Origin of the sequence: Luteibacter aegosomaticola (assembly GCF_023078475.1) — a bacterium.
Lineage (GTDB): Bacteria > Pseudomonadota > Gammaproteobacteria > Xanthomonadales > Rhodanobacteraceae > Luteibacter > Luteibacter aegosomaticola.
Window position 1 is genome coordinate 2,515,351 of the sequence record NZ_CP095741.1, and the last position, 22,076, is coordinate 2,537,426.

At 62.9% G+C, this 22,076-nt stretch carries 22 protein-coding genes; 5 read left to right on the forward strand and 17 right to left on the reverse strand.

Annotated elements, in window-relative coordinates; all coding sequences use genetic code 11:
• Positions 1–63: 63 nt before the first annotated feature.
• The gene (locus tag L2Y96_RS10935; protein ID WP_247336779.1) at positions 64–729 is read left to right on the forward strand and encodes an O-methyltransferase; all 666 of its coding nucleotides are present in this window, start codon (positions 64–66) and stop codon (positions 727–729) included.
• Here the strand turns inward: L2Y96_RS10935 and L2Y96_RS10940 are convergent, their stop codons facing one another.
• From L2Y96_RS10940 to L2Y96_RS10955, 4 genes are all read right to left on the reverse strand, one after another.
• The gene (locus L2Y96_RS10940) at positions 730–1,032 is read right to left on the reverse strand and encodes a carboxypeptidase-like regulatory domain-containing protein (RefSeq protein WP_247336781.1); all 303 of its coding nucleotides are present in this window, start codon (positions 1,030–1,032) and stop codon (positions 730–732) included.
• Between the two features lie 120 nt (positions 1,033–1,152).
• Entirely contained in the window at positions 1,153–1,863 is a 711-nt protein-coding gene (locus tag L2Y96_RS10945) for an SDR family NAD(P)-dependent oxidoreductase (RefSeq protein ID WP_247336784.1), read from the reverse strand.
• Between the two features lie 14 nt (positions 1,864–1,877).
• Positions 1,878–2,624, reverse strand: coding sequence for a type I methionyl aminopeptidase (gene map, locus L2Y96_RS10950; RefSeq protein ID WP_425492621.1), 747 nt, complete (start codon positions 2,622–2,624; stop codon positions 1,878–1,880).
• Between the two features lie 29 nt (positions 2,625–2,653).
• The gene (locus L2Y96_RS10955) at positions 2,654–2,863 is read right to left on the reverse strand and encodes a ParD-like family protein (protein ID WP_247336788.1); all 210 of its coding nucleotides are present in this window, start codon (positions 2,861–2,863) and stop codon (positions 2,654–2,656) included.
• 177 nt (positions 2,864–3,040) lie between these two features.
• Between L2Y96_RS10955 and L2Y96_RS10960 the strand changes: the two genes are divergently transcribed.
• A complete protein-coding gene (locus L2Y96_RS10960) occupies positions 3,041–3,502 on the forward strand; it encodes a PaaI family thioesterase (protein WP_247336790.1) in 462 nt (153 codons plus the stop codon).
• Positions 3,503–3,516: 14 nt separating this feature from the next.
• Here the strand turns inward: L2Y96_RS10960 and L2Y96_RS10965 are convergent, their stop codons facing one another.
• The 4 genes from L2Y96_RS10965 to L2Y96_RS10980 all read right to left on the reverse strand — a co-directional run bounded on the left by L2Y96_RS10965 (position 3,517) and on the right by L2Y96_RS10980 (position 8,979).
• On the reverse strand, positions 3,517–5,301 hold the full coding sequence (locus tag L2Y96_RS10965; RefSeq protein WP_247336792.1) for a DUF6119 family protein: 1,785 nt from the start codon (positions 5,299–5,301) through the stop codon (positions 3,517–3,519).
• Between the two features lie 118 nt (positions 5,302–5,419).
• Entirely contained in the window at positions 5,420–6,076 is a 657-nt protein-coding gene (locus tag L2Y96_RS10970) for a glutathione S-transferase family protein (RefSeq protein ID WP_247336795.1), read from the reverse strand.
• Positions 6,077–6,124: 48 nt separating this feature from the next.
• Positions 6,125–7,795, reverse strand: a complete 1,671-nt coding sequence (locus L2Y96_RS10975) for an SDR family oxidoreductase (RefSeq protein ID WP_247336798.1) — start codon at positions 7,793–7,795, stop codon at positions 6,125–6,127.
• Positions 7,796–7,941: 146 nt separating this feature from the next.
• Positions 7,942–8,979, reverse strand: a complete 1,038-nt coding sequence (locus L2Y96_RS10980; protein WP_247336800.1) for an SDR family oxidoreductase — start codon at positions 8,977–8,979, stop codon at positions 7,942–7,944.
• Between the two features lie 98 nt (positions 8,980–9,077).
• Here L2Y96_RS10980 and L2Y96_RS10985 point away from each other — a divergent pair, with 98 nt between their 5' ends.
• Positions 9,078–10,025: an AraC family transcriptional regulator gene (locus L2Y96_RS10985; protein ID WP_247336803.1), complete on the forward strand. Its 948-nt coding sequence runs from the start codon at positions 9,078–9,080 to the stop codon at positions 10,023–10,025.
• A 13-nt stretch (positions 10,026–10,038) separates the two neighbouring features.
• Here the strand turns inward: L2Y96_RS10985 and L2Y96_RS10990 are convergent, their stop codons facing one another.
• Entirely contained in the window at positions 10,039–10,437 is a 399-nt protein-coding gene (locus L2Y96_RS10990; protein ID WP_247336807.1) for a thiol-disulfide oxidoreductase DCC family protein, read from the reverse strand.
• A 30-nt stretch (positions 10,438–10,467) separates the two neighbouring features.
• Positions 10,468–11,730 (reverse strand): MFS transporter, encoded by a 1,263-nt coding sequence (locus L2Y96_RS10995; protein WP_247336809.1) that lies wholly within the window; start codon positions 11,728–11,730, stop codon positions 10,468–10,470.
• A gap of 97 nt (positions 11,731–11,827) precedes the next feature.
• Here L2Y96_RS10995 and L2Y96_RS11000 point away from each other — a divergent pair, with 97 nt between their 5' ends.
• Entirely contained in the window at positions 11,828–12,793 is a 966-nt protein-coding gene (locus L2Y96_RS11000) for a LysR family transcriptional regulator (protein ID WP_247336812.1), read from the forward strand.
• Positions 12,794–12,844: 51 nt separating this feature from the next.
• Here L2Y96_RS11000 and L2Y96_RS11005 read toward each other — a convergent pair whose 3' ends face one another.
• From L2Y96_RS11005 to folD, 5 genes are all read right to left on the reverse strand, one after another.
• Positions 12,845–13,792, reverse strand: a complete 948-nt coding sequence (locus tag L2Y96_RS11005) for a nucleotidyl transferase AbiEii/AbiGii toxin family protein (protein ID WP_247336814.1) — start codon at positions 13,790–13,792, stop codon at positions 12,845–12,847.
• Positions 13,776–14,564, reverse strand: coding sequence for a type IV toxin-antitoxin system AbiEi family antitoxin domain-containing protein (locus L2Y96_RS11010; protein ID WP_425492622.1), 789 nt, complete (start codon positions 14,562–14,564; stop codon positions 13,776–13,778). Before L2Y96_RS11010 ends, L2Y96_RS11005 begins: the two co-directional genes overlap by 17 nt.
• 147 nt (positions 14,565–14,711) lie before the next feature.
• A complete protein-coding gene (guaA, locus tag L2Y96_RS11015) occupies positions 14,712–16,268 on the reverse strand; it encodes a glutamine-hydrolyzing GMP synthase (protein WP_247336819.1) in 1,557 nt (518 codons plus the stop codon).
• Positions 16,269–16,363: 95 nt separating this feature from the next.
• Positions 16,364–17,821: an IMP dehydrogenase gene (guaB, locus tag L2Y96_RS11020; RefSeq protein WP_247336822.1), complete on the reverse strand. Its 1,458-nt coding sequence runs from the start codon at positions 17,819–17,821 to the stop codon at positions 16,364–16,366.
• Between the two features lie 72 nt (positions 17,822–17,893).
• On the reverse strand, positions 17,894–18,748 hold the full coding sequence (gene folD / locus L2Y96_RS11025) for a bifunctional methylenetetrahydrofolate dehydrogenase/methenyltetrahydrofolate cyclohydrolase FolD (protein ID WP_247336825.1): 855 nt from the start codon (positions 18,746–18,748) through the stop codon (positions 17,894–17,896).
• Between the two features lie 55 nt (positions 18,749–18,803).
• Between folD and L2Y96_RS11030 the strand changes: the two genes are divergently transcribed.
• Positions 18,804–19,358, forward strand: a complete 555-nt coding sequence (locus L2Y96_RS11030; RefSeq protein WP_247336828.1) for a GNAT family N-acetyltransferase — start codon at positions 18,804–18,806, stop codon at positions 19,356–19,358.
• A gap of 88 nt (positions 19,359–19,446) precedes the next feature.
• Here the strand turns inward: L2Y96_RS11030 and moeB are convergent, their stop codons facing one another.
• Both moeB and der read right to left on the reverse strand, forming a co-directional pair.
• Positions 19,447–20,616, reverse strand: a complete 1,170-nt coding sequence (moeB, locus tag L2Y96_RS11035) for a molybdopterin-synthase adenylyltransferase MoeB (RefSeq protein ID WP_247336830.1) — start codon at positions 20,614–20,616, stop codon at positions 19,447–19,449.
• Positions 20,617–20,642: 26 nt separating this feature from the next.
• The gene (gene der, locus L2Y96_RS11040) at positions 20,643–22,052 is read right to left on the reverse strand and encodes a ribosome biogenesis GTPase Der (protein ID WP_247336833.1); all 1,410 of its coding nucleotides are present in this window, start codon (positions 22,050–22,052) and stop codon (positions 20,643–20,645) included.
• Positions 22,053–22,076 lie beyond the last annotated feature (24 nt).

Below are 22,076 nucleotides of genomic sequence, written 5' to 3' on the forward strand. Positions count from 1 at the left end.
AGAAAACCTGACGGATTCGTCACATTCTAATCCCAAGCCCACTGACTGCAACCGGAGACACCCATGACCACCCTCACCACCGCCCCGCTCGCTGGCGTCGTCGATCGCCTGTTTCGCGAAGCCGACCAGGTTTCCTGGACCGACAACCCGACCCTCAGGAACATGTCGGATGCGGAGCGCGGCCGCCTGATGCAGAGCAAGACCGATTACCTCGATTTCTACGGCGCCCTGAAGGACATCCCCTTGCCGGTATCCCGCGAAACCGGTGCGCTGCTGTACATGCTGGCGCGCAGTACCCGCGCCCGCACCATCGTCGAGTTCGGCACCTCATTCGGCATTTCCACCCTGCATCTCGCAGCGGCATTGCGCGATAACGGCGGCGGCCAGCTCATCACCAGCGAGTTTGAACCGGGCAAGGTGGCGCGTGCGCGTGATCACCTGACGGCGGGCGGTGTCATCGACCTGGTCGATATCCGCGAAGGCGATGCACTGAAGACCCTGGCCGTGAACCTGCCGGACACAATCGACCTCGTGCTGCTCGACGGCGCCAAGGCGCTCTACCCGGAGATCCTCGCCCTACTGGAGCCGCGCCTGCGCCCCGGCGCGCTGGTGATCGCCGATAACGCGGACTACAGCCCCGAATACATGGCCCGCGTGCGTTCGACCAGCAGCGGCTACCTGTCGGTCCCGTTTTCCGAGGATGTCGAGCTTTCGATGCGCCTTGGCTGATCAGTTGGCCGGCGGGAGCACCACGTCCGTTACGCGCCCCGCGAGCACCGGCGCGCCAGCCGCCTTGGAAGGCGCGCTGGCGCGAGCCACGTGGTACTGGCCCGCCGGAAGGTCGGTCGCTTCGAAGTGGCCTTTCGCGTCGCTCATCACCCCGACGATGGCGCCGGACGCTTCGTTGACGACCACGATCTGCTCGTTGGGACGGGTCTCTCCGCGGATCGTGCCCGTCGTGGATGCCGCGGAAACGCCCGTGCTCAAAGCAGCGAGGGCAAAGGTAAGGGACAGGGCCTGCAGGATTTTCATGGAGCACCTCTCACGGTTGCAAAGTGAAAGTATGTGCACGCACGGCCAGCCTCTGTCGCCATGACTGATTGCCTATAGGCGCGGCCCGCTCAGGGAGGGAGCAACGGAGTGTCGGAGGACTTACCAGGGAACGGTCTTGCCGTCGCGGTCCAGGTACTCGAGGCCCGGGCGGCCTTGTTTGCTCAGGATGACATCGAGGATCAGTGGAATGCTTTCCTCGACGGTGTACGGCGCGTCGTCGCCGCCCAGCTCGGTCCGGATCCAGCCCGGCGCAAGCAGGAGCAATGCACGGCCCGTGGCGGCCTGCCGAACAGCGTAGCTGCGCATGAACTGATTCAGGGCCGCCTTGGAGCCGCGATACACCTCGCGGCCACCACGTTCGTTGTTGGTGATGCTGCCCTGCCCCGACGACATCACGCCGATCAATCCCTTATCGGCCACGAGGCTTTCAAGGCCTTCGACGACACGCATCGGGCTCAGCGCGTTGGTCACCATCACGTGCAGGAACTCATCGGTGGTGACTTCGGCAATCGTCTGGTTCGGGTCTTCGTTCGTGGTGCCTGCGTTGATGAACAGGATGTCGAAGTGCTTGCCCGCGAGGCGCGAACGAAGCGCCTCGGTGTCCTTGGGGTCGGTAATGTCGATCGATTCAATCGCCAGGCGGGAACCGTGTTCCGCGGCTAGTTCGTGCAATGGCGTGCGCTTGCTGCCACGCACCGTGCCCGTGACAGACCAGCCCTCCTTCAGGAAACCCTCGGCCATGGCTTGGCCAAGCCCACGCGAAGCGCCAATGATCAGGATGGAAGGCGTGTCGTTTGGCTCGCTCGTCATGGATGCCTCTTGGGTCAGGTCATAGGAGATAACGGGATTTCACCGGGGCGCAGCGTGAGGACGCGTGCGCCCGTCGCCGTGACGGCGACCGTGTGTTCAAACTGCGCCGAGAGGCGTCCATCCCGCGTGTAGACCGGCCATTCGCCTTCCTGGTTCACGATCGCCGCGCGGCCCTGGTTGAGCATGGGTTCGATGGTGAAGACCATCCCTTCGCGCAACACCATGCCGGTGCCCGGCCGCCCGTAATGCAGGATCTGCGGATCTTCATGCATCTCCCGGCCGATGCCGTGGCCGCAGTATTCCTTCACCACGCTGTAGCCATGCGTTTGCGCGTGACGGGCGATGGCGTGGCCAATATCGCCGAGGCGTGCGCCCGGCTTCACGACGGCGATGCCTTTCCACATGGCTTCGTAGGTGGCCTTGACCAGGCGTCGTGCCGGGTATGGCACGTCGCCAACCAGGTACGTCGTACTTGAATCGGCGATATAGCCGTTCTTTTCAAGCGTGATGTCGAGGTTGACGATCTGGCCGCTGCGCAGCACATCGCTCGCCGAGGGCACGCCATGGCACACGACGTTATCGATCGAGGCATTCAATACGAATTCGAAACCGTACTGTCCCTTGCTTGCCGGCCGCGACTTGAGATCGTCGACGATCATCCGCTCAACGAGGTCGTTGATGGCCAGCGTGCTACGGCCCTCGAGATCCAGGCCGTTGAGGTGATGAAAGACCGAGGCGAGCAAGCGCCCGGCCTCTGCCATCGCAACGAGTTCTTCCGGCTGCTTGACCACTAGCGCGCCGCACGCAAAGCCAGGGGCTCCACCCCGGCTTCTCGCAGCTCCTGCGCCACGAGCTCCTGGAAACTCAGCGACGGGTTGAGCTCACAGAGCATCCCGATACGGATCCAGAAATTCGCCTGCGCATTGATCGACCGCCCCGTCACCGAACAGGCGCGGCGGATCTGGTCGTGCGTTTCATCATCGATGTTTACGATACCCATATACGAACCATATATGTTTCGTATAGTCGACGCAACCACCCTTGTAGGAGCGCGCTTGCGCGCGATAGGTGCTCGCGGCAAGCCCGGCCAACCAAGGCACGTGCACTCCATGACCGGTTGCCCAAGGCAGGCCAATCTTCATAGTATGGTTGTAAGTTAAAGAACCGGAACCCTTCCATGGATATCGTCGGCCAGCTTCCACCCGGTCTCACCGGCCTCGAACAGTTGCGCATGCTCATCACCATGGGGGGCCGCCCGCCTATCGGCGACACCATGGACATCACCCTGGTCGAGGTCGACGACGGCATCGCCATCTTCGAGGGCAGGCCCTCGCTGAAGGTCTACAACCCCATCGGCATGGTGCACGGCGGATTCGCTGCCACCCTTCTCGACTCCGCATGTGGATGCGCGGTGCACTCCAAGCTCTCGCCCACCCAGGCGTATACGACGCTCGAGTTGAAGACGGCGTATCACAAGGCCATTACCGCAGAAACCGGCGTGATGCGAGCCGAGGGGCGCGTGTTGACGATAGGCCGGCGCGTGGCATTCGCCGAAGCATCATTGAGCGACGGTGGAGGGAGACTGTATGCGTCTGCAACATCCACACTGCTTGTAATGGATCGCAACACTCCGCAGTGAGCGACAGTCTCGACTTAAGCCGCGGGAAGTACGCCTCTCTTTATTTTTGAACCGTGCGCTAAACCGACAGGTACAAATCGTAGGACGATGTCCCTCAACTTCATTACTCGCTGAAGGTGGTCGTGCATGAGTTTAAGCTCGTACTGCGCCAACAGTGGCATATCCTCCTTCCGAGGCGCGGCTTTTTCCTGGTCGTAAAGAAGCCACAGACACAACGTATAGTCATTTCCATTGTTGAGCGAAGCGTCTTCCTTGATGTAGTCCAAGTATCGATTCTTCCATGGTGAATCGCTATTTCTGACATGTTCGCGGATTTCACCAAGGAACACGTCATCAGTCAAAAAGGCCTCACAGTAGAACTTGGCCTGGGAGAACAGATAGTTTGTCGATGAGGCATCTTTATACTGCTTTGAGTTAATAATCCTCACCCTAGAACTGATTCCCCCCGATTCGTCCGAACGCTCTATCAGGTCGAGAACGTCGCAGAATTCCTTATTCTTGGTCCCAGTACCGATGCGAAGCTTTGCTCGATCAAAAAGTATGCTCGTCGGACTTAATTCAACGACACGAGCATTGAAGATGAATTCCTCGCTTCGAAGGCCATCTACCGAACCGATCGCTATCCCGCAGAATCGTGACTCAGCGGGCTCAACTACGAGACGTTCACCAATGAACTTCAAGATGTCAGCATGGAATCCTCGATCGACCTTCTGCCATCTTCCTGCACTGAGAATGCATGCGTCATCCTGGCCATCACTCGAAGGCAGCGTCGCCTCAAAAACCATGCACGAGTATATCGACCAGTGACGATCCTCAAGAATTCTGTCATCGGCGTATGAGTAGGCGAAAATTTTATGCCTTTTCAGATAGTCGACGGACAGATCATCCACTCGGTCGACTAGCGACTGAAGCAATGATGGATCTAGGTAAGAGAAAATTTCATTCTCTCGCACCTTCTTTGCCGTGAACGAAAAAGCATACTCATCATCAGCGACGAACTCAGGAATACACAAGTCCATGAACTCGTGCTCACCGCTCTTTAAGCAGTCGATCAAGAGTTCATTAAGGGCACTCTCCTCCTCGGCGGTGACGGGTTGAAAGTTGCGAAAGTTCGGAAAGTTAGCGATGTAATCCTCTGAGCCGAACTGTGAGACAAATTCCGTGCAGCGGGTTAAAAGATCATCCCAAGAAAGCCTGTGTTCGCCGATCATCTTGATCGTCAAACTGTCACGTCCTTGAAGGGTGACCTCCTTCTCGTCCTTTAGGTGCGCCGAGATATACCTCAGGTCCTCTGCTTCGCTTAAGCCAAAGACGAACGTGTCAGATGGACGAGCAACCTGCCGATCGATATGCGTTGGAGTGATCGAGTTGCTCTGTGTGCGCGTCTGGCGAATCTTCTCATTCCCGCACATATTCATTGCAACCTTGATTCCGAAGTCCGGCTCAAGCGCCGCGCGGTCTAGATGCACCGTGGAGCTTCGCCCGAATGTCGCGATCATTACACGTCCATCAATATCAATCAGGAGAAGACCGTTCGGCGAACGTGAGCCAGCTGAAAAGGCAATTCTTTCATCCGCACCGAGTTGCGAGTTCAGAAAATCCAACCAAGGAGGATTGGACTTGCGACTCGATGATTCAAAGTAGTAGAGCCTGCAACTAGCGTCACCAACAGTGAATGAAACATCGTGAAGTTCATCCCTGTTTGCAATGGGCGAATCCTTGTCCAAGACTGAATCAAAGTCAGCACCAGGCTTTCCCAAATAAAGGGTAAGCTGTGCAATCTCTAGATCCGGGTTCATAGCTACTCCGTGCCATTAGATTGAGGTTGACCCCCCCTATCGGCCGCTTGCAGTGATTCTGAAGACGGCTCTAGCAACTAATCTAGGCGGACGTTTCTATTCCGCACCTGCTCCATCGTTAGCGTTTTGCCCTTGGCGCATCGGCCGCCTCAAAGTGCGCGACCTGGTCCGCGCGCGCCTTCTCGAAAGCCGGCCTCGCCGTCGCACGTGTGACGTAGTCCTTGCACGCAGGGAAATCCGCAAGCCCATCGAAGCGATCGACAAGGCGCAGCACGTCGGACATGAGGATGTCCGCGACGGAGAAGTTGCCAGCCAGCCATTCGCGTTTGCCGAGCACGTTTTCCATATGCCCGAGGCGAAGACGCAGGAAACCATCGAGCTTCTGCCAAGCCGACGACTCGCGATTCTCTTCAGAGAACACCATGATCGACCATGGCACGCTGGCCATCTCCACGGAATTCAGCGCGGCGAATACCCATTCGGTCACTTCGGAACGACCCCGCGGATCGTCCGGCATCAAGGCAGTACTGCGGCCAGCGATGTGCAACAGGATCGCGCCGCTTTCGAATATGGAGATATCGCCATCGGTGATCCACGGCACCTGGCCGAACGGCTGGTGGGCAAAGTGCGCGGCGTCGCGATCCTTGAACGAGACGCCGCGGACCTCGTAGGGCAGCCCGGCTTCTTCCAGCGCCCAACGGACTCGCAGGTCGCGGACATAACCGCGTGGTGCCTCCGGCACCCAGTCGAACGTACTGAGGATCAGGTCGGCCATCACGCACCTCCAGTCATCGTCAGGAGGTCGCAGGGTAACCCATGGCGCCTAAACGGGGTTGAGGGAGCCTTTGTAGGCCACGATCCGGCCGACCAGCGGTGCGGAAATTTCGACATCGAAGCAGAAACGCCCGGCTTCCTCATGCTCGAAGCTGATGCCCTTGGGGAGCAGGAAGCCCGGCATGGGGATGCCCAGCAGCGACCAGCGCCGCGGAGTGAGCAGGAGTCGCTCACCTTCGACCACCAGCGCAAGGGCGAACGATGCAGGGCCGAAGCGCTCGACAAGCAGATGCGTGTCCCGACCGGAGCCTTCCGACTGATGCGAGGAGAAGTCCTTGCCATCGAAGGTGCGTGTCCAGCGCTCGCCGTTATCTTCGGGGGCGAAGTTCACCGTGAGCGGCACGCCTGTTCCGGCCTTCGGGAACCCGACGATGGCCCGGATGATTCGCGCGAGCAGGCCGTTGCCGTGACGGACTTCTGCGTGGTCCTCCCATTTCCGCGCGGCAGAGGTGCCATGCAGCTCACGCAGACGGGCCGGCAATGCATCAAACGCCGAACCCAGAATCCGCTTGTACAGGGGCGCGCCCGCCTCGGACGGCTCATCGCGGAACCCCGTATGGATCGAGCGGCCCTCGAACAGCTCGTCGTAATCGGCGAGCTCCAATGCGCGCGTGGCCGGGCGTGCCCCCGTTGCGGGGCGAATGCCATTCAGCAGCTTCCGCACGATGGCTTCGACCGCCATCGAGGGGATGTACGGGCCATCATCGCCTTCCGCCAACAGGTGCCAGCTGCGTTCCACGGGCTTCCCGACCTTTGTGCCCCGTGCCCGCACGAACATGCCGCCGCGGTGTTCGCCGAAACGCATGCGGTTTAGCACCCAATAGAACAGCGGCGACCACGGGGCCAGTGATGGCCACTCGAAATGCGCCCGCGCCTTCGCCAGCAGGTTGAGGACGCGGTGCAGGATTTCCGGCACGGGCCCCGCACCCATCCAGATATCGCGCAACGTGGGGTGCTCAGGTGGGATCACCTGCAGGTCGGGCACGTCTACCAGCGAGAAGTGGATGTTCCTCAGTGGAAGCTTCCCGGGCACGGCCACAGTGAAGCGCAGGCTCTCCGCAAGCCCAAGGCCCTGCCCCGGCTCACCGTTCCGCCAGAGCTTCACCGGCGCCCCGGCATAGCCGACCACCGCGCGCATCACGTTGAGGCCGATACCGGCGTACGGAGATGGCGCGATGCCGCCCTCTACCGAAACGATATCCATGTCGCTGGCGAGTTCGCGCACCACGGCGGCCGTGAGCACCGGGAAGCTGCTCACACCCGAGAGCGCGAACACGCCTGCCGCTTTAGCCTGCACATCGAGCGCCGCGACACCGAAGACGAAATCCGCGGCGTCGGCGAAGTCGAGATAGTCCACGCCGGCAGCGATGCAGGCTTCGATAACGATGTAGGGGTTGTCGCCGTATTCCTGGAACGGCCCGGACGCATCGACGACCAGGTCCGGTCGGTCCGAACGAAGCACCTCGGCGATATCCAGACGATCGAGCTTCAAAGGACGAGCCCGCGCGGGGCCCTTGTAAGCGGCACAGAACGCTTGCGCCCTTGCCAGATCACGCCCGCTGATGATCAGTTCAAGCTGAGGAAGATCCGCCAGCAACTCCGCGAGCCGGCCGCCGAACACGCCGTACCCGCCGAGAATCAGTACCTTCGTCTCGCCCATCCCTGGCCACTCGCGCTATGAAGTCCCGCGCACTGTTGCCAATCCCCCATCGCCCGTCAACTCCTCGCCCTTGTAGGAGCGCGCTTGCGCGCGATCCGCCGGCAGGCGGCCAGTCTGAGGCAAGCACATCGCGTGCAAGCACGCTCCTACAGTGGGGTGACCAGGCCCAGGCGGATCAGGCTTTCGGCGCTTGCCACGATGGCGTCTTCGGGTGAGCGAGGCTTCCACCCCAACACCCGTTGGGCTTTGGCGCCGGTGGCACTCAGGTCCACACCGAGCAGCGCCACCACCGGGCGCAGCGCCGGGTTCTTGCGGGCGGCAAGGCGGATCACCCAGTTTGGCAGCACGCGCGTTGGCACGTTCGCCGCCGACGACCCCATGCGCTCGCGCAGCACGCGGGCTACCTCGGCCATCGTCATGCTCTCTCCCGCGGTGGCGATGAAACGTTCGCCGTTTGCTTTCGGATCGAGCATGGCGCGCAGGTGCAGGTCGGCCACGTCGCGGACATCGACGAAGCCGGAACTGATCTTCGGGCAGCCCTTCTGGTTGCCTTCCAGCAGGTTCTTCACCAGCCGCACAGAGTGCGAGTAATCCGCCCCCAATGCCGGGCCCATCACCGCCGTGGGGTTCACCGATGACAATTCGAGGCCCTTCCCTTCGCGCCGGACGAAATCCCACGCCGCTCGCTCGGCGAGCGTCTTCGACTTCTGATACGGCGCGATCTGGCCTTCGAGATCGCTCCAGTCGGTTTCCTTAAACGGACGCGGATAGCCCGGCTTATGTCCCGCGCAGATCGCGCCGATCGCCGAGGTAAGCACCACGCGCTTCACGCCAGCGTCCCGCGCCGCCTTGAGCACCCGCAGGTTGCCGTCCACCGCCGGACGGATCCAGTCTTCTTCGCGGACCTGGTCGCCGGAGGGCGTCGGCGATGCGCCGTGCATGACGTAGGTGCAACCTTCGGCCGCTTCGGCCCAACCCGCGTCCTCGCTGAGGTCGGCACGCACGAAGGCCAGGCGGTCGCCCGCGTCGACACCCGCGTTGCGCAGCTGTTCGCGCACTTCCGCTTCACGGCCGAGCGAGCGCACGGTGGTGCGCACACGGTAGCCCCGTTCAAGCAGCGCGATGATGCAGTGCTGGGCGATGAAACCGGTGCCACCGGTGACAAGGACGAGTTCGTGGTTCATGGGGTTGCTCCGGTAGTCGCTGAATACCGAAAGCTTAGGGGCCCGGGCGCGTACGGAGAATGCGATATAGTGCGTATTACTTGCTCGCGAGTACGGCCATGAGCGCAGATCCCTTCTCCGACATCCTCCGGTTCACCCAGGCGGAATCCCTCGTCACGGGCGGCTTCAGCGCGAGCGGCCCGTGGGCCATCGCCTTCCCGGCCCCTTCAAGCATCAAGTTCTTCGCGGTGGTGAAGGGCGGCTGCTGGGTCACGATCGAGGGCGAACCGGAACCGATTTGGTTCGGCACGGGCGACGTGGGCCTGATCACGGCAAAGCGCCGGCTCGTCCTGGCCAGCGACCTCAGCGTGCCGCCGCAGGACGCAATGGCGGTGTTCTCGGGCTCGGGCAAATCCGTCGTTACGCTCGGCGATGGCAGCGACTTCGCCCATATCGGCGGCCATGTACTCCTCGACCCAGCTAGCGGCCGCCTGCTCGCCGACGTGCTGCCGGCGTGGATCCACGTCGGCGCCGATTCACCGCAGGCCACGTCATTTCGCTGGTTGCTCGCCGAACTGGTGGCGGAGCGACGCACCGATCAACCCGGAACGCAGCTGGCCTCCGCCCAGCTCGCGCAGCTCCTGTTTATCCAGATCCTCCGCGCGCACCTGCAGACCTCGGGCCCCATGCCGGCCGGCTGGCTGCGTGCCCTGGGCGACCCGCGCATCGCACCGGCCATGCGGCTGATACACGGGGAGCCATCCCGTGCGTGGAGCCTGGAAGAGCTGGCACAGGCCTGCGCCATGTCGCGCACGACGTTCGCGAACCGGTTTCGCGACGTAGCTGGGAGCACGCCGCTGGCCTATCTGAGCGCATGGCGCATGCACCTCGCCACCCGCGCCCTGCGCGAAGGCAAGACGGCGGTGGCTACGCTGGCCGAGGAGTTGGGCTATGCGTCCGAGAGCGCGTTCAGTACGGCGTTCAAACGAGCCGTAGGCGAATCACCGCGGGCTTACCGGATTCGCATGCGTGCCGACGACGTACCGGAGCTCGAACTCGCGGAATAACGGTGTAAGAACCTCAGAGCAGCCTGTCTCGATATTCCGCCGACGGCATCCAACACGTATCGCGGCGGCCGAAGAGCTTGTATCGGTGCCGCGCGACCCACTGGTACACCGGATCGCGCAAGAACCGCGGCACGAGACGAAACACGCCTGCCAGGCGCCACGGGAAGCCCAGGGTCTCGTAAATACCGAGCACGGCATCGCTATCGCGACGCACCCTGTCGCCGTCGACCAACAGGATCGTGCTGGGATTCTCGGGATCCAGCCCCTGCGCCCGGCAAAGCTCCGCGCCGAAATCACCCTGCATCGAAGCCAGCCGGAACTGGCCCGTCTTGTCGTGCCTCAGCACGAACTGGGCGTTCGCCGAGCACAGGACGCACTCGGCGTCGAACAGGATGATGGGGTTGCTGGTCATGGCAGGCATATATAGCGCCAACCGCGCGCGCTATGGAATGGGCAGGTGCAGCTCGGATTCTGATGCTGGGGAATCTGGCGCATCGGGAGCCTGAGCCCGCGTAGCGGCCAGCGGCATGCGAACGCCGGCGCCGAAGCCGTGACCCTTGGCACGCCACGCGGTCGCAAGGGCAATGAGCACCACCATGGCGACCATCCACGGAAGCGCACGCGCACCCATCCACTGAAGCAAAACACCACCAAGCACGCCACTACCCGCAAACGATAAATTGAAGACAGTCACCAGCAACGATTGAGCGACCTCAGCGCCTTCGCCTGCGGCGTCAGCCAACGCTGTTTGCAGCAGTGTTGGGGCGCCACCGAAGCTGAGCCCCCATAGCGCGACGCCGCCAACGATAAACCCCACGGACGCCATGCCCGAGCCGAAGGCCACGGCCACCAAGGCAAACAATGCCAGTGCACCGAGGGTAAGCGCGCGCAACCAACGGTCAACGAGCGCGCCGACCAACCACAGGCCCGCCATGGACGAAACACCAAATGTAAGCAGCACCACGCCGAGATACGGGTCAGCGCCGATCGACGCAAGAAACGGTGCGATATAGGTGTAAAGCACGTAATGCGGAAGGATCCAGGTCATCACCACGGCCAGCACGGGCCTAACTCCCCGTGTGGTGATGACGCCTTTGAACGGCATGGCCCGATGCGCCGCCTGGCCCGGAAAGTCAGGGACGGCTCGAGCGACCCACGCGATAAGGATAAGCGTCATGCCCGACATGACCCCGAAAACGCTGCGCCAACCGATCATGCCGCCGAGCCAAGCACCTAGCGGCACACCGATCGATAGAGCGAGCGGAATGCCCAGCATCGCTACCGCCAACGCTCGGCCCTGCATCGCAGGTGGAACCATTCGGCGTGCGTACGTCGCCAGCAAGCTCCAGGCAAGGCCCGTCGCGAGACCGGCCGTGAGTCGTGCCGCCAACGCCAAGGGGTAGCTCGATGCGACGGCGGTGATCGCGTTGCAGACGAAAAAGGCGGCCAGAACAGCCAAGAGCACCCGCCGCCTTGGCCAGGCACGGGTAGCGGCGGTGAGCGGGATCGCAGCGATGCCAGAGCCAAGCGCACAGGCGGTCACCAGTTGGCCCGCCCAGGCCTCGCTGACGTGGAAGCCATGGGCGATTTCCGGGAGCAATCCGGCGGGAACCGTTTCATTGGCCGTGGCGATAAAGCTTGCCGTGGTCAATGCCCATAGCCCAGCCATGGGTAGTCTTTCGCGCGTACCAGTCGCCTTGTGCATCGCATATCTCCGAGGGGTGCAAGGCGGCAGTTTGGTTGTTGCGGTTGGATTTGATAATTAAGCTATCGATTAACTCACCATCAAATCCACATGAAGAATGGCTACTGACCGCCTGGGTGATATGCGCTTGTTCGTGGAGGCCGCCTCCCTGGGCAGCCTCACCGCAGCCGGCCGCAAGCTTGGCTTCTCACCCGCCGCCGCAAGCGCCCGGCTCACCAAGCTCGAAGCGGCGCTGGGCGCCAAGCTCTTCGACCGCAGCACGCGACAACTGCGCCTGACCGAGGAAGGCCGGATCTATCAACACCACTGCGGCATCGCACTACAGGCGATCGACGACGCCGGAGACGCCCTTCACGCCAATCAGGGCGAGGTGCAGGGCAAGGTCCGCATCTCAGCGTCCGCCGACTTTGGGCGCCACCTGCTGAACGATTGGATTGAGGAGTTCACGCGCACGCACCCGGCATTGAAAATCGCCCTGACCCTTAGCGATTCGCTGTCGGATCTGCTGAATGACGATGCTGACTTCGCGATTCGTTTTGGCAAGCCAGATAACGAGTCCCTGGTCGCACGACGGCTTGCGCCGAACTGGCGGGTGCTATGTGCATCACCGGGCTATCTCGCGGAGCATGGCATGCCAGAGACCATCCCCGATCTCGCCAACCACCAGTTCGTCGTTCTCGTTACAGCTGATGGCCCGCTCAATACGTTCCACTTCGCCGCCTCAGGGCGGCGCGTGAACCACACCGTGGCCATGGAAAATGCATGGGAGACCAATGACGGCGCGCTGGCTCGCGCATGGGCGCTGGCCGGCCGCGGCGTCGCGCGGAAGACCATATGGGACGTCGCGGCGGACCTTCGGAATGGCTCACTGCAGGTCGTGCTGCCCGACCTCATTGAGGGCGAGCCCGGAATCTATGCCGTGTTCCACCCGAACCGATACATGTCGCCAAGGGTGCGGGTGCTGCTGGATTTTCTGGTGGAGCGGTTCCAGGAGGCCGCTGATGGGATGCTCGCTGGGCTACCTTCGCCCAAACGACCGACGTACGACTCCGCTCCCATTTGAAAAAATTCATTTAGTCGTAGCCCCACTACGACTAATGCGATTTTTCAAAACTCACACCACTTCGACTATTCCATCGAGGGCTTCTTCCAGCAGCACTCTATCAGCTGCGCGCTTCGCCGCTGTGCGCTGCGCCAGGTTCCGCAGCTTATGCTTTACAGCCGGTAAGCCAGCAGCGTCAGCTAGCCCAATCAGGCCGAAGTTCGGCGCCTCGTCCTCGACAGATCTAAGGAATGCCTTGGATGGCTCGTCCAGCCAGCTGGCAACCCGCTCAAGGAGTCGCTCGCGAACGGCGAGGAGGCCCTCCGCTTCGACCGGCTCTGCAGTCATCCCCTTAAAATGCGCGTCGAATGTCGCAGAAAAATCCGCAGGAACGCGCGGTGCCAGCATCTCCCAGGCGGGTTTCGGGCTGCATGTCAGGTAGACGAGGAAGGTTCGCCATAGCTCCTGCCCCGTCCGGTCGTCCTGTAGAAGCAGGCCGACATCGAACAAGTCCCGGGGGTGCTGCCGGGAAAGTGCAGCGGAAAGCTTCCCCGCGTAGAGATCGGCAAAGCTCACGACCTTCACGGACGCGAAGCCAAACGCCGCTTCGACGCTCGGGCGCACGACCATGGTGCGTACCGGATGCACAGTTCCGCGCATCACCGGCGTAGTCTCGATCTGTACGCGCGCATTTCCTCGCTTAACCACGAGGCGATTAATGACGCCACCAGCAGGACCCGACGCCTGTACATGAAGCTGGAGCGGGCGAGCCCGAAGCGCATCCGCCAGCCGACCAAGGGCCTCCGTTATGAGCCGCGCATCTTCGGCGAAGTCATGGATAGGCAGCCAGGCCAGATCGATGTCTACCGACAGCCGTGGCAGATCGTGCTCAAAGAGGTTGATCGCTGTTCCGCCCTTCAGCGCAAATTGCGGTTCGCGAGCCAGCTCGGGGAGGATCTCAACCAGCAAACGCACGCGATCAGCGTATCGCCGCCCTCTTTCGTCAAGCCAAATGCTCATCCAGATCCGTTGGTAAAGTGATTTGATACGTCGGGTCAAGCCGACCGCCTGGCACCAGGGCGCGCTTACCGCTGCCTAGGTCCACACCGTCGAGCGGGACATGCGGAAGCCACGCGTGTTGGTGGCGTTGCGCGAGCGCGAGGAACAAGCGCTTGGCCTTGATGCTTCGGCAGTGTCGCAGTTGCTGCGCGAGTCGCTGCGGGCTCAGGGTTGTCATCGACTGCATGAGTGCGTCGACTTCGTAGACCAGCGTCGGCTCGGATACGCCATCGCATAGTTCAAGCATGGCGCGCTCGACGGTCGAGCACACCAGGCCGCCGCCCTCATCTGCAGGCCGACGCCGGAGCAACCCCTGCGCAGCGAGCGCGACGTCCGAGGTATCCGCTGAAAAGTGCAGGAAGGCCGAATCAAACGAGCCGGTGCCAAGAAATGCAAAACGCTCTTCGAGGGGAAGCTTTTCGAGCCACGCCGGCGGTCGGCTCGGCCCATACAACGTGACCGTGCCGGGATCGCCGAGCCGCAGGTAGTGTTCGTGCCCCTGCAGGCTTAGCGCGAAACGCCCGCCAACATGCAGAGGGCGGCCTTCGTCAGCCTGAAGACTTCGAACTGCTCCCTCCCAGGTCAACCGGCCGCCAGTGCGTAGGTAAACGCCACGCGCCACCGGAACGAGCCAGCCGCTAGCGACATAGCGCACCACCAGATTGCTGGCATAGCCGTGCGCCCTCAGCCAGCGCGTGGAGACGAGCTGGGTGTCGCCGAACTCGCTAATCAGCGAGTTTATTTTTTTGGCTTTTGAGTCACTCACAGTGACCAAAATACGGTTTTTTTAAACCAACGCAAGAGGATTGGTTTACCAAAAAGAAAAAAAGGTCACTCAAAGTGACCTTTTTTCGAAAAAATTAAACCAACAAGGAGACGATCACTCCCACTCAATCGTAGCCGGCGGCTTCCCCGAAATGTCATAAACCACACGAGAAATACCACGCAACTCATTGATAATTCGCGTAGAACACTTATCAAGGAAGTCGTACGGCAGGTGCGCCCAGTGCGCCGTCATGAAGTCGATCGTCTCCACGGCACGCAGCGCGATCACCCACTCATACGCACGGCCGTCGCCAACGACGCCCACCGAACGGACCGGCAGGAACACGGCAAAGGCCTGGCTCACCCGGTCGTACAGGTCGTGCGCGCGCAGCTCTTCGATGAAGATCGCATCCGCACGCTGCAGCAGGTCGACGTATTCCGGCTTCACTTCGCCCAGCACGCGCACGCCGAGGCCCGGGCCCGGGAACGGGTGGCGGTAGACCATCTCACGCGGCAGGCCGAGTTCAACGCCGATGCGGCGGACTTCGTCCTTGAACAGCTCGCGGAGCGGCTCGACCAGCTTGAGCTTCATGTGCTCCGGCAGGCCGCCGACGTTGTGGTGGCTCTTGATGACGTGGGCCTTGCCCGTCTTGCTGCCGGCGGATTCGATGACGTCCGGGTAGATCGTGCCCTGGGCGAGCCACTTCACGCCCTCGAGCTTGGCGGATTCCTCATCGAACACCTCGACGAACAGGCGGCCAATGACCTTGCGCTTGGCTTCCGGGTCTTCCACGCCAGCCAGGGCGTCGAAAAAGCGCTGCTTCGCATCCACGCGGATGACGTGCACGCCCATGTGCTCGGCCATGGTGGCCATGACCTGGTCGCCTTCCTGGAAGCGCAGCAGACCGGTATCGACGAAGACGCAGGTGAGCTGGTGGCCAATGGCCTTCTCCAGCAACGCAGCAACCACGGAGGAATCGACGCCACCGCTCAGGCCGAGCAGCACGCGGTCGGACCCCACCTGCTCGCGGACGCGGGCGACGGCGTCTTCGATGATGTGCGCGGCATCCCACAGGGTGGCCGAACCGCAGAGGTCGACCACGAAGCGACGGAGCAGCTCCATGCCCTTCTTGGTGTGGGTCACTTCCGGGTGGAACTGCAGGCCGTAGAAGCGGCGCTCGTCATCGGCCATGGCGGCCAGCGGCAGACTGGAGGTCGACGCGGTCGAGCGGAAGCCTTCCGGCAGCTTCGTCACGCGGTCGCCGTGGGACATCCAGACGCCCAGGGCTTCGCCGTCGTCCATCACGCCATCGAACAGGCCGCACGAAGCAAAGGTGACCGTCGCCGGGCCGAACTCGCGGTGGTGGCCGGCTTCGACCTTGCCGCCGAGCTGTTCGCTCATGGTCTGCATGCCGTAGCAGATGCCGAGTACCGGCACGCCGAGGTTAAACACCACGTCCGGAGCGCGCGGGGAATCCGCCTCGGTGACCGATTCCGGGCCACCCGAAAGGATGACGCCACGCGGGTTGAAGCCGCGGATATCTTCCGGCGCGTGGTCCCAGGCCCACACTTCGCAATAGACGCCGATCTCACGGATGCGGCGGGCGATCAGCTGCGTGTACTGCGAGCCAAAGTCGAGGATGAGGATCTTGTCGCTATGGATATCGGTCATCGTGGCGGCCTGCAGTAAAAAATACGGTGTGCGAAAAGCAGAACGCCCACGTGTCGCGGGCGTCCTGTGTTACCTGGCTCGGATGCCCCGGGGCATCAATCCAGGACGCGGTAGTTCGGTGCTTCCTTCGTGATCTGGATATCGTGCGGGTGCGCCTCGCGCACGCCGGCACCGGTCACCTTCACGAACTGCGCCTTCTCGTGGATCTCTTCGATGTTGGCCGTGCCCATGTAGCCCATGGACGCACGCAGGCCGCCCATCATCTGGTGGATGATGTTTCGGATCGAGCCACGGTACGGCACGCGACCCTCGATGCCTTCCGGCACGAGCTTGTCGGCGTCGGCTTCATCCTGGAAGTAACGGTCCTTCGAGCCCAGCTGCATGGCGCCGATGGAGCCCATGCCGCGGTAGCTCTTATAGGAGCGACCCTGGAAGAGTTCGACCTCGCCCGGGGATTCCTCGGTGCCCGCGAACATGGAGCCAAGCATCACCGAGGATGCGCCGGCGGCCAGCGCCTTCGGGATATCGCCCGAGTAACGGATGCCGCCGTCGGCGATGAGCGGGATCTCGCCCTTCAGCGCCGTGGCGACCAGGTCGATCGACGTGATCTGCGGCACACCGATACCGGTGACGATGCGGGTGGTGCAGATCGAGCCCGGGCCCACGCCGACCTTGACGGCGTCGACGCCGGCATCGAGCAGTGCGCGCGCGGCTTCACCGGTGACGATGTTGCCGGCGATGACCTGCACCTGCGGGTAGCGCTTCTTCACCCAGCCGGCGCGATCGATCACGCCCTGCGAGTGGCCATGTGCGGTATCGACCACGATGACATCGACGCCGGCGGCCACGAGGGCCTCCACGCGCTGTTCGGTATCGCCGCCCACACCCACCGCGGCGCCAACGACCAGGCGCTCGTGCGAGTCCTTGGCGGCGTTGGGATTGTCGCGGGCCTTCTGGATGTCCTTCACCGTGATAAGGCCACGGAGCTGGAAGTCGTCGTTGACGACCAGGACCTTTTCGATGCGGTTGCGGTGGAGGAGTTCGAGGACTTCGTCGTGCGACGCGCCTTCCTTCACCGTGATGAGGCGCTCTTCGCGCGTCATGATGTTGCGGACCGGGTCGTCGTGCTTGCGCTCGAAGCGCATGTCGCGGCCGGTCACGATGCCGACCAGGCGCTCGCCGTCGACGACGGGGACACCGGAGATGTTGTGTGCGCGGGTCAGTGCGATGACTTCACCGATGGAGGTATCGGGGCGCACGGTGATCGGGCTGCGGATGACGCCCGCTTCGAACTTCTTGACCAGGCGGACCTGCGCGGCCTGCTGATCGAACGTCATGTTCTTGTGGATGATCCCCATGCCGCCGTTCTGGGCCATGGTGATCGCCAGTCGCGCCTCGGTGACGGTGTCCATGGCAGCGGACACGATCGGAATATTCAGGCGGAGGCCGCGGGTGAACCGCGTTGAGGTATCCACATCACGCGGCAGAACCGTGGAGTGGCCGGGAACCAGAAACACGTCGTCGTAAGTGAGTGCCTCGGCAAGGATGCGCATAGCATTAGTCCCGCGAGTAAATCACGCCATTATACCCTGCGTTGCAACATTGCGACAGTGGGTGCGACAGCTTTACGCGTCGAGCGCTTCCGCGGCTTCCAGGGTGTTTTCCATCAGGGTCGCAACGGTCATGGGGCCCACGCCACCCGGCACCGGGGTGATCCACGAAGCGCGCTCGGCGGCCGGGGCGAATTCCACGTCACCGACCAGGCGGCCGTCTTCCAGGCGGTTGATGCCGACGTCCACGACCACGGCGCCTTCCTTGACCCATTCGCCCTTGACCAAGCCCGGCTTGCCGGCGGCGACCACGAGGATGTCGGCCTGGCGGACGAAGCCTTCGAGATCCTGCGTGAACTTATGGCAGGAAGTCACTGTACAACCGGCAATTAGCATCTCAAGCGCAAGCGGGCGGCCGACATGGTTGGACACGCCGACGATGACGGCATGACGGCCGCGTACCGGGCGGTCGGTATGGCCAAGCAGGGTCATCACGCCCTTGGGCGTGCACGGGCGCAGGCCGAAACGGCGCAGCGCGAGGCGGCCGACGTTCACCGCCTGGAAGCCATCGACGTCCTTGCGGGCATCGATGCGATCAACGAGGGCGTCTTCGTCGATGTGGTGAGGCAGCGGCGACTGCACCAGGATGCCGTGTACGGACGGGTCGGCATTGAGCTTGTCGATCAGGGCGAAGAGCTCGTCCTGCGAGGTTTCCGCCGGCAGGTCGTAGGCGAACGACTCGAAACCCACCTGCTGACAGGCGCGACGTTTGTTCTTCACATAGACCGCGGACGCGGGATCGGTGCCGACCAGCACCACGGCAAGGCCCGGCTTGCGCCGGCCCTCGGCGACACGCTTGGCGACGCGCAGCCCGATATGCTCGAGCAGTTCGTGGGCGATGCGCTTGCCGTCGAGGATGCGTGCCGTCATGGAAAGTTCGCCTGCGAAAAGCGGTGCATTATCCGTGATTTAATGGGCAATGACCATGGATACCGTGCCCTACCCGCGTGACCTGACCGATGGCGTCGTGCGTTTGCGTGCCTACCGCGACGGCGATGCCGAAGGCCTGGCCGAAGCGGTCCGCGAATCGATTGCCACCGCCGGCCCGTGGCTCAGTTGGGCGCGCGCAGACTACGACACCGCCACGGCACAGGATTGGATCCGCCTGTGCAAACAGGCATGGCTGCTAGGCGATGGCTTCGAGATGGTGATCGTCGATGCGCAGACCGATGCCTTCCTGGGCGGCATGGGCATCAACCAGCGCAACCGCGAGCACCGCTTTGCGAACCTCGGCTACTGGGTGCGCGAGTCAGCGCAGGGCCGTGGCATCGTTACCCGGGCGGCACATCTTGCCCTGCTCTGGGCCTTCGAGGTGGTGGGCGTCAGCCGGGTGGAAATCGTGGCCGCACACGACAACGTACCGAGTCGCAGAGCCGCTGAACGGATCGGTGGTAATTTCGAAGGAATGTTACGCAACAGACTGGTAATTAACGATATATCAGTCGACGCCGCGATGTACTCGGTGACCCCGCAGCTGTAGGAGCCCACCCTGTGGGCGACGCCGTTCGCGACAACGCCGCAGGCCCTGTGGCGTTGTCGCGAAAAGATGTCGCCCACAGGGTGGGCTCCTACAGTGCGGTCGCGCACATGTGCTCGAGGTCGGTGTAGCCGGTGAAGGTTGCATCGGGGCCGCAGCCTGGACATGCGGGATCCCGGCGCAGGGTCAGTTCACGGAAGCGCATGGCCAACGCGTCGTACGTGAGCAGACGGCCAACGAGGGGCTGGCCGATGCCGAGCACGAGCTTGATTGCTTCAGTGGCCTGAACGAGGCCAAGCGTGCCCGGAAGCACGCCAAGCACACCCGCTTCCGCACAGTTCGGCGCATCCGCGGCCGACGGCGGCTCTGGGAACAGGCAGCGATAGCACGGGGAATCCTCGCGCCGGGGATCGAAGACGCTGGCCTGGCCCGTGAAGCGCTCGATGGCGGCGTACACCATGGGCTGGCCAAGGCGTCGCGTTGCGGCGGCGAGCAAATAGCGCGTGGCGAAATTATCGGCGCCATCGACCACGACGTCGTGATCACGGATCAGCGCCTCGACGTTTTCGGCCCGGAGCCGCTCGGCCACCACCATGACCGAGACGCGCGGGTTGAGGGCCAGCAACGTCATCCGCGCCGATTCAGCCTTGCCCATCCCTACCCGCGCGTCGGCATGCACGACCTGGCGATGCAGGTTCGAGCGCTCCACGCGGTCATCGTCGATGATCGTGATCTGGCCAACACCCGCCGCAGCGAGATAGAGCAAAGCCGGCGCACCCAGTCCGCCTGCGCCAATCACGACCACCCGCGCGGCGGCCAGCCTGGCCTGCCCGGCTTCGCCCACCTGGGGCAGCAGGATCTGCCGGCTGTAGCGTTCCGCGGCATCGGCATCGAGCGCACCCGCACTCACCGGCAAACCCGCGGCCTTCCATGCAGCCATGCCGCCGGCCACGGAATGTACGCGCCGATAGCCCATGCGCTGCAGGGCTTCGCCCGCCAACAGCGAACGCTGACCGCTGCCACAGATCAGCAGCAACTCACGCTCATGGTCGGGCTCGACCTGCTCGATACGGAGTTCAAGGAAGCCGCGGGAAAGCCCGACAGCACCGGCCGGCGTGCCGGTGGCACGCTCGTTCTCTTCGCGCACATCGATCAGCAACGCCCCGCCGAGTTGGCGAGCCAGGGCGTCGGTCGCCACCGTCTCAGGAATGCGCGAACGCAGGTCGTTCAACCAGCGCTCGCGGTCAAGGCCTTCAGTCATGCAGCACCTCGGAAGGTGCGGCGCGCTTACTTTTCGCGCCGCTTCGCGTTGCGGATCATGCGCTGGCGGCTACGCGCCTGGCTTGCCGTCAGCACGTTCTTCTTGCCGGCAAACGGGTTTTCACCGTCGCGGAAATCGATGCGGATCGGCGTGCCTTCCAGCTTGTAGCGCGTCCGGAAGAAATTCTCGAGGTAACGGCGGTAGGCCGGCGCGATGTGCTTGGTACGGCTGCCGTGGATGACGATCGTCGGCGGATTGTTGCCGCCCGGATGCGCATAGCGCAGCTTGGGCGCATGGCCACGAACCAGCGGCGGCTGGTACGACTCGTACGCCTTCTCGAGTGCACGAGTGAGGTCGCTCGCGGTGAGCACCTTGGTCGCCGCCGCATGAGCACGCACTACCGAGCGCATGAGCTCGCGCATGCCCGAGCCGTGCAGCGCCGAGATGAAGACGATCTTGGCCCAGCTGGCGAACTGCAGGCGGCGCTCGAGCGCCTTGACCGTCTGGTCGCGCTGGTAGGCATCAAGGCCATCCCACTTGTTGACCGCCACGACAAGCGCGCGGCCCTCTTCGATCACATGGCCGATGAGCGTGAGATCCTGGTCAGCCAGGTTCTCGCGCGCATCGATAACGATAAGCGTGACCTGCGCCGCCGAAATGGACTGCAGGGTCTTGATGACGCTGAACTTCTCCAGCGCCTCTTCCACGCGTGCCTTGCGGCGGACGCCAGCGGTATCGATCAGCGTGAAGCGCTTTCCGTCACGCTCGAGCGGCACGCGAATGGGATCGCGCGTGGTGCCTGCCAGGTCGGAGACGATGAGGCGCTCCTCACCCAGCAGACGATTGATCAGGGTAGATTTGCCTGCGTTCGGGCGGCCGACGATGGCGACGCGAATGCCCTGCTCTTCCAGCGACATGCGCGCTTCCGCACCGTCGTCTTCATCAAGCGGCAGGTACGGCATGGCGTGCGTGACGAGGCGATCGACGCCGCGATTGTGCGCCGCCGACATCGGCAACGTTTCGGCGACACCGAACGAGGCGAACTCGGCCATGACCGTAGGCTCGTCGGTACCGTCGGTCTTGTTAACCACGACGATGACCGGCTTGCCGCTGCGGCGGAGCTCGCCCAGGATGGACGCGTCGAGCGGCAGGATGCCATCACGGGCATCCACCACGAAGACGAGCAGGTTCGCCTCGGCGATAGCGAGACGGACCTGCTGCGCGGTCAGGCCTTCGATACCTTCGTCGCTGCCGGAGAGACCGCCCGTGTCGACCACCACGAACGGGCGATCGCCAAGATGGCTGATGCCATAGTGGCGATCACGGGTAACACCGGGCATATCAGCGACAAGAGCATCCCTGCTACGCGTCAGCGCATTGAATAGGGTCGACTTACCGACGTTGGGGCGGCCGACCAGGGCGATGACGGGCAACATGGGAAGAGCTAAGGTCCTTCAGTG

Excerpts from the sequence above, each read along its gene's own strand:
- L2Y96_RS10935 (WP_247336779.1), top strand. The coding sequence starts at position 64 with ATGACCACCCTCACCACCGCCCCGCTCGCTGGCGTCGTCGATCGCCTG.
- L2Y96_RS10940 (WP_247336781.1), bottom strand. The coding sequence starts at position 1,032 with ATGAAAATCCTGCAGGCCCTGTCCCTTACCTTTGCCCTCGCTGCTTTG.
- L2Y96_RS10945 (WP_247336784.1), bottom strand. The coding sequence starts at position 1,863 with ATGACGAGCGAGCCAAACGACACGCCTTCCATCCTGATCATTGGCGCT.
- map (WP_425492621.1), bottom strand. The coding sequence starts at position 2,624 with ATGGCAGAGGCCGGGCGCTTGCTCGCCTCGGTCTTTCATCACCTCAAC.
- L2Y96_RS10955 (WP_247336788.1), bottom strand. The coding sequence starts at position 2,863 with ATGGGTATCGTAAACATCGATGATGAAACGCACGACCAGATCCGCCGC.
- L2Y96_RS10960 (WP_247336790.1), top strand. The coding sequence starts at position 3,041 with ATGGATATCGTCGGCCAGCTTCCACCCGGTCTCACCGGCCTCGAACAG.
- L2Y96_RS10965 (WP_247336792.1), bottom strand. The coding sequence starts at position 5,301 with ATGAACCCGGATCTAGAGATTGCACAGCTTACCCTTTATTTGGGAAAG.
- L2Y96_RS10970 (WP_247336795.1), bottom strand. The coding sequence starts at position 6,076 with ATGGCCGACCTGATCCTCAGTACGTTCGACTGGGTGCCGGAGGCACCA.
- L2Y96_RS10975 (WP_247336798.1), bottom strand. The coding sequence starts at position 7,795 with ATGGGCGAGACGAAGGTACTGATTCTCGGCGGGTACGGCGTGTTCGGC.
- L2Y96_RS10980 (WP_247336800.1), bottom strand. The coding sequence starts at position 8,979 with ATGAACCACGAACTCGTCCTTGTCACCGGTGGCACCGGTTTCATCGCC.
- L2Y96_RS10985 (WP_247336803.1), top strand. The coding sequence starts at position 9,078 with ATGAGCGCAGATCCCTTCTCCGACATCCTCCGGTTCACCCAGGCGGAA.
- L2Y96_RS10990 (WP_247336807.1), bottom strand. The coding sequence starts at position 10,437 with ATGACCAGCAACCCCATCATCCTGTTCGACGCCGAGTGCGTCCTGTGC.
- L2Y96_RS10995 (WP_247336809.1), bottom strand. The coding sequence starts at position 11,730 with ATGCACAAGGCGACTGGTACGCGCGAAAGACTACCCATGGCTGGGCTA.
- L2Y96_RS11000 (WP_247336812.1), top strand. The coding sequence starts at position 11,828 with ATGGCTACTGACCGCCTGGGTGATATGCGCTTGTTCGTGGAGGCCGCC.
- L2Y96_RS11005 (WP_247336814.1), bottom strand. The coding sequence starts at position 13,792 with ATGAGCATTTGGCTTGACGAAAGAGGGCGGCGATACGCTGATCGCGTG.
- guaA (WP_247336819.1), bottom strand. The coding sequence starts at position 16,268 with ATGACCGATATCCATAGCGACAAGATCCTCATCCTCGACTTTGGCTCG.
- guaB (WP_247336822.1), bottom strand. The coding sequence starts at position 17,821 with ATGCGCATCCTTGCCGAGGCACTCACTTACGACGACGTGTTTCTGGTT.
- folD (WP_247336825.1), bottom strand. The coding sequence starts at position 18,748 with ATGACGGCACGCATCCTCGACGGCAAGCGCATCGCCCACGAACTGCTC.
- L2Y96_RS11030 (WP_247336828.1), top strand. The coding sequence starts at position 18,804 with ATGGATACCGTGCCCTACCCGCGTGACCTGACCGATGGCGTCGTGCGT.
- moeB (WP_247336830.1), bottom strand. The coding sequence starts at position 20,616 with ATGACTGAAGGCCTTGACCGCGAGCGCTGGTTGAACGACCTGCGTTCG.
- der (WP_247336833.1), bottom strand. The coding sequence starts at position 22,052 with ATGTTGCCCGTCATCGCCCTGGTCGGCCGCCCCAACGTCGGTAAGTCG.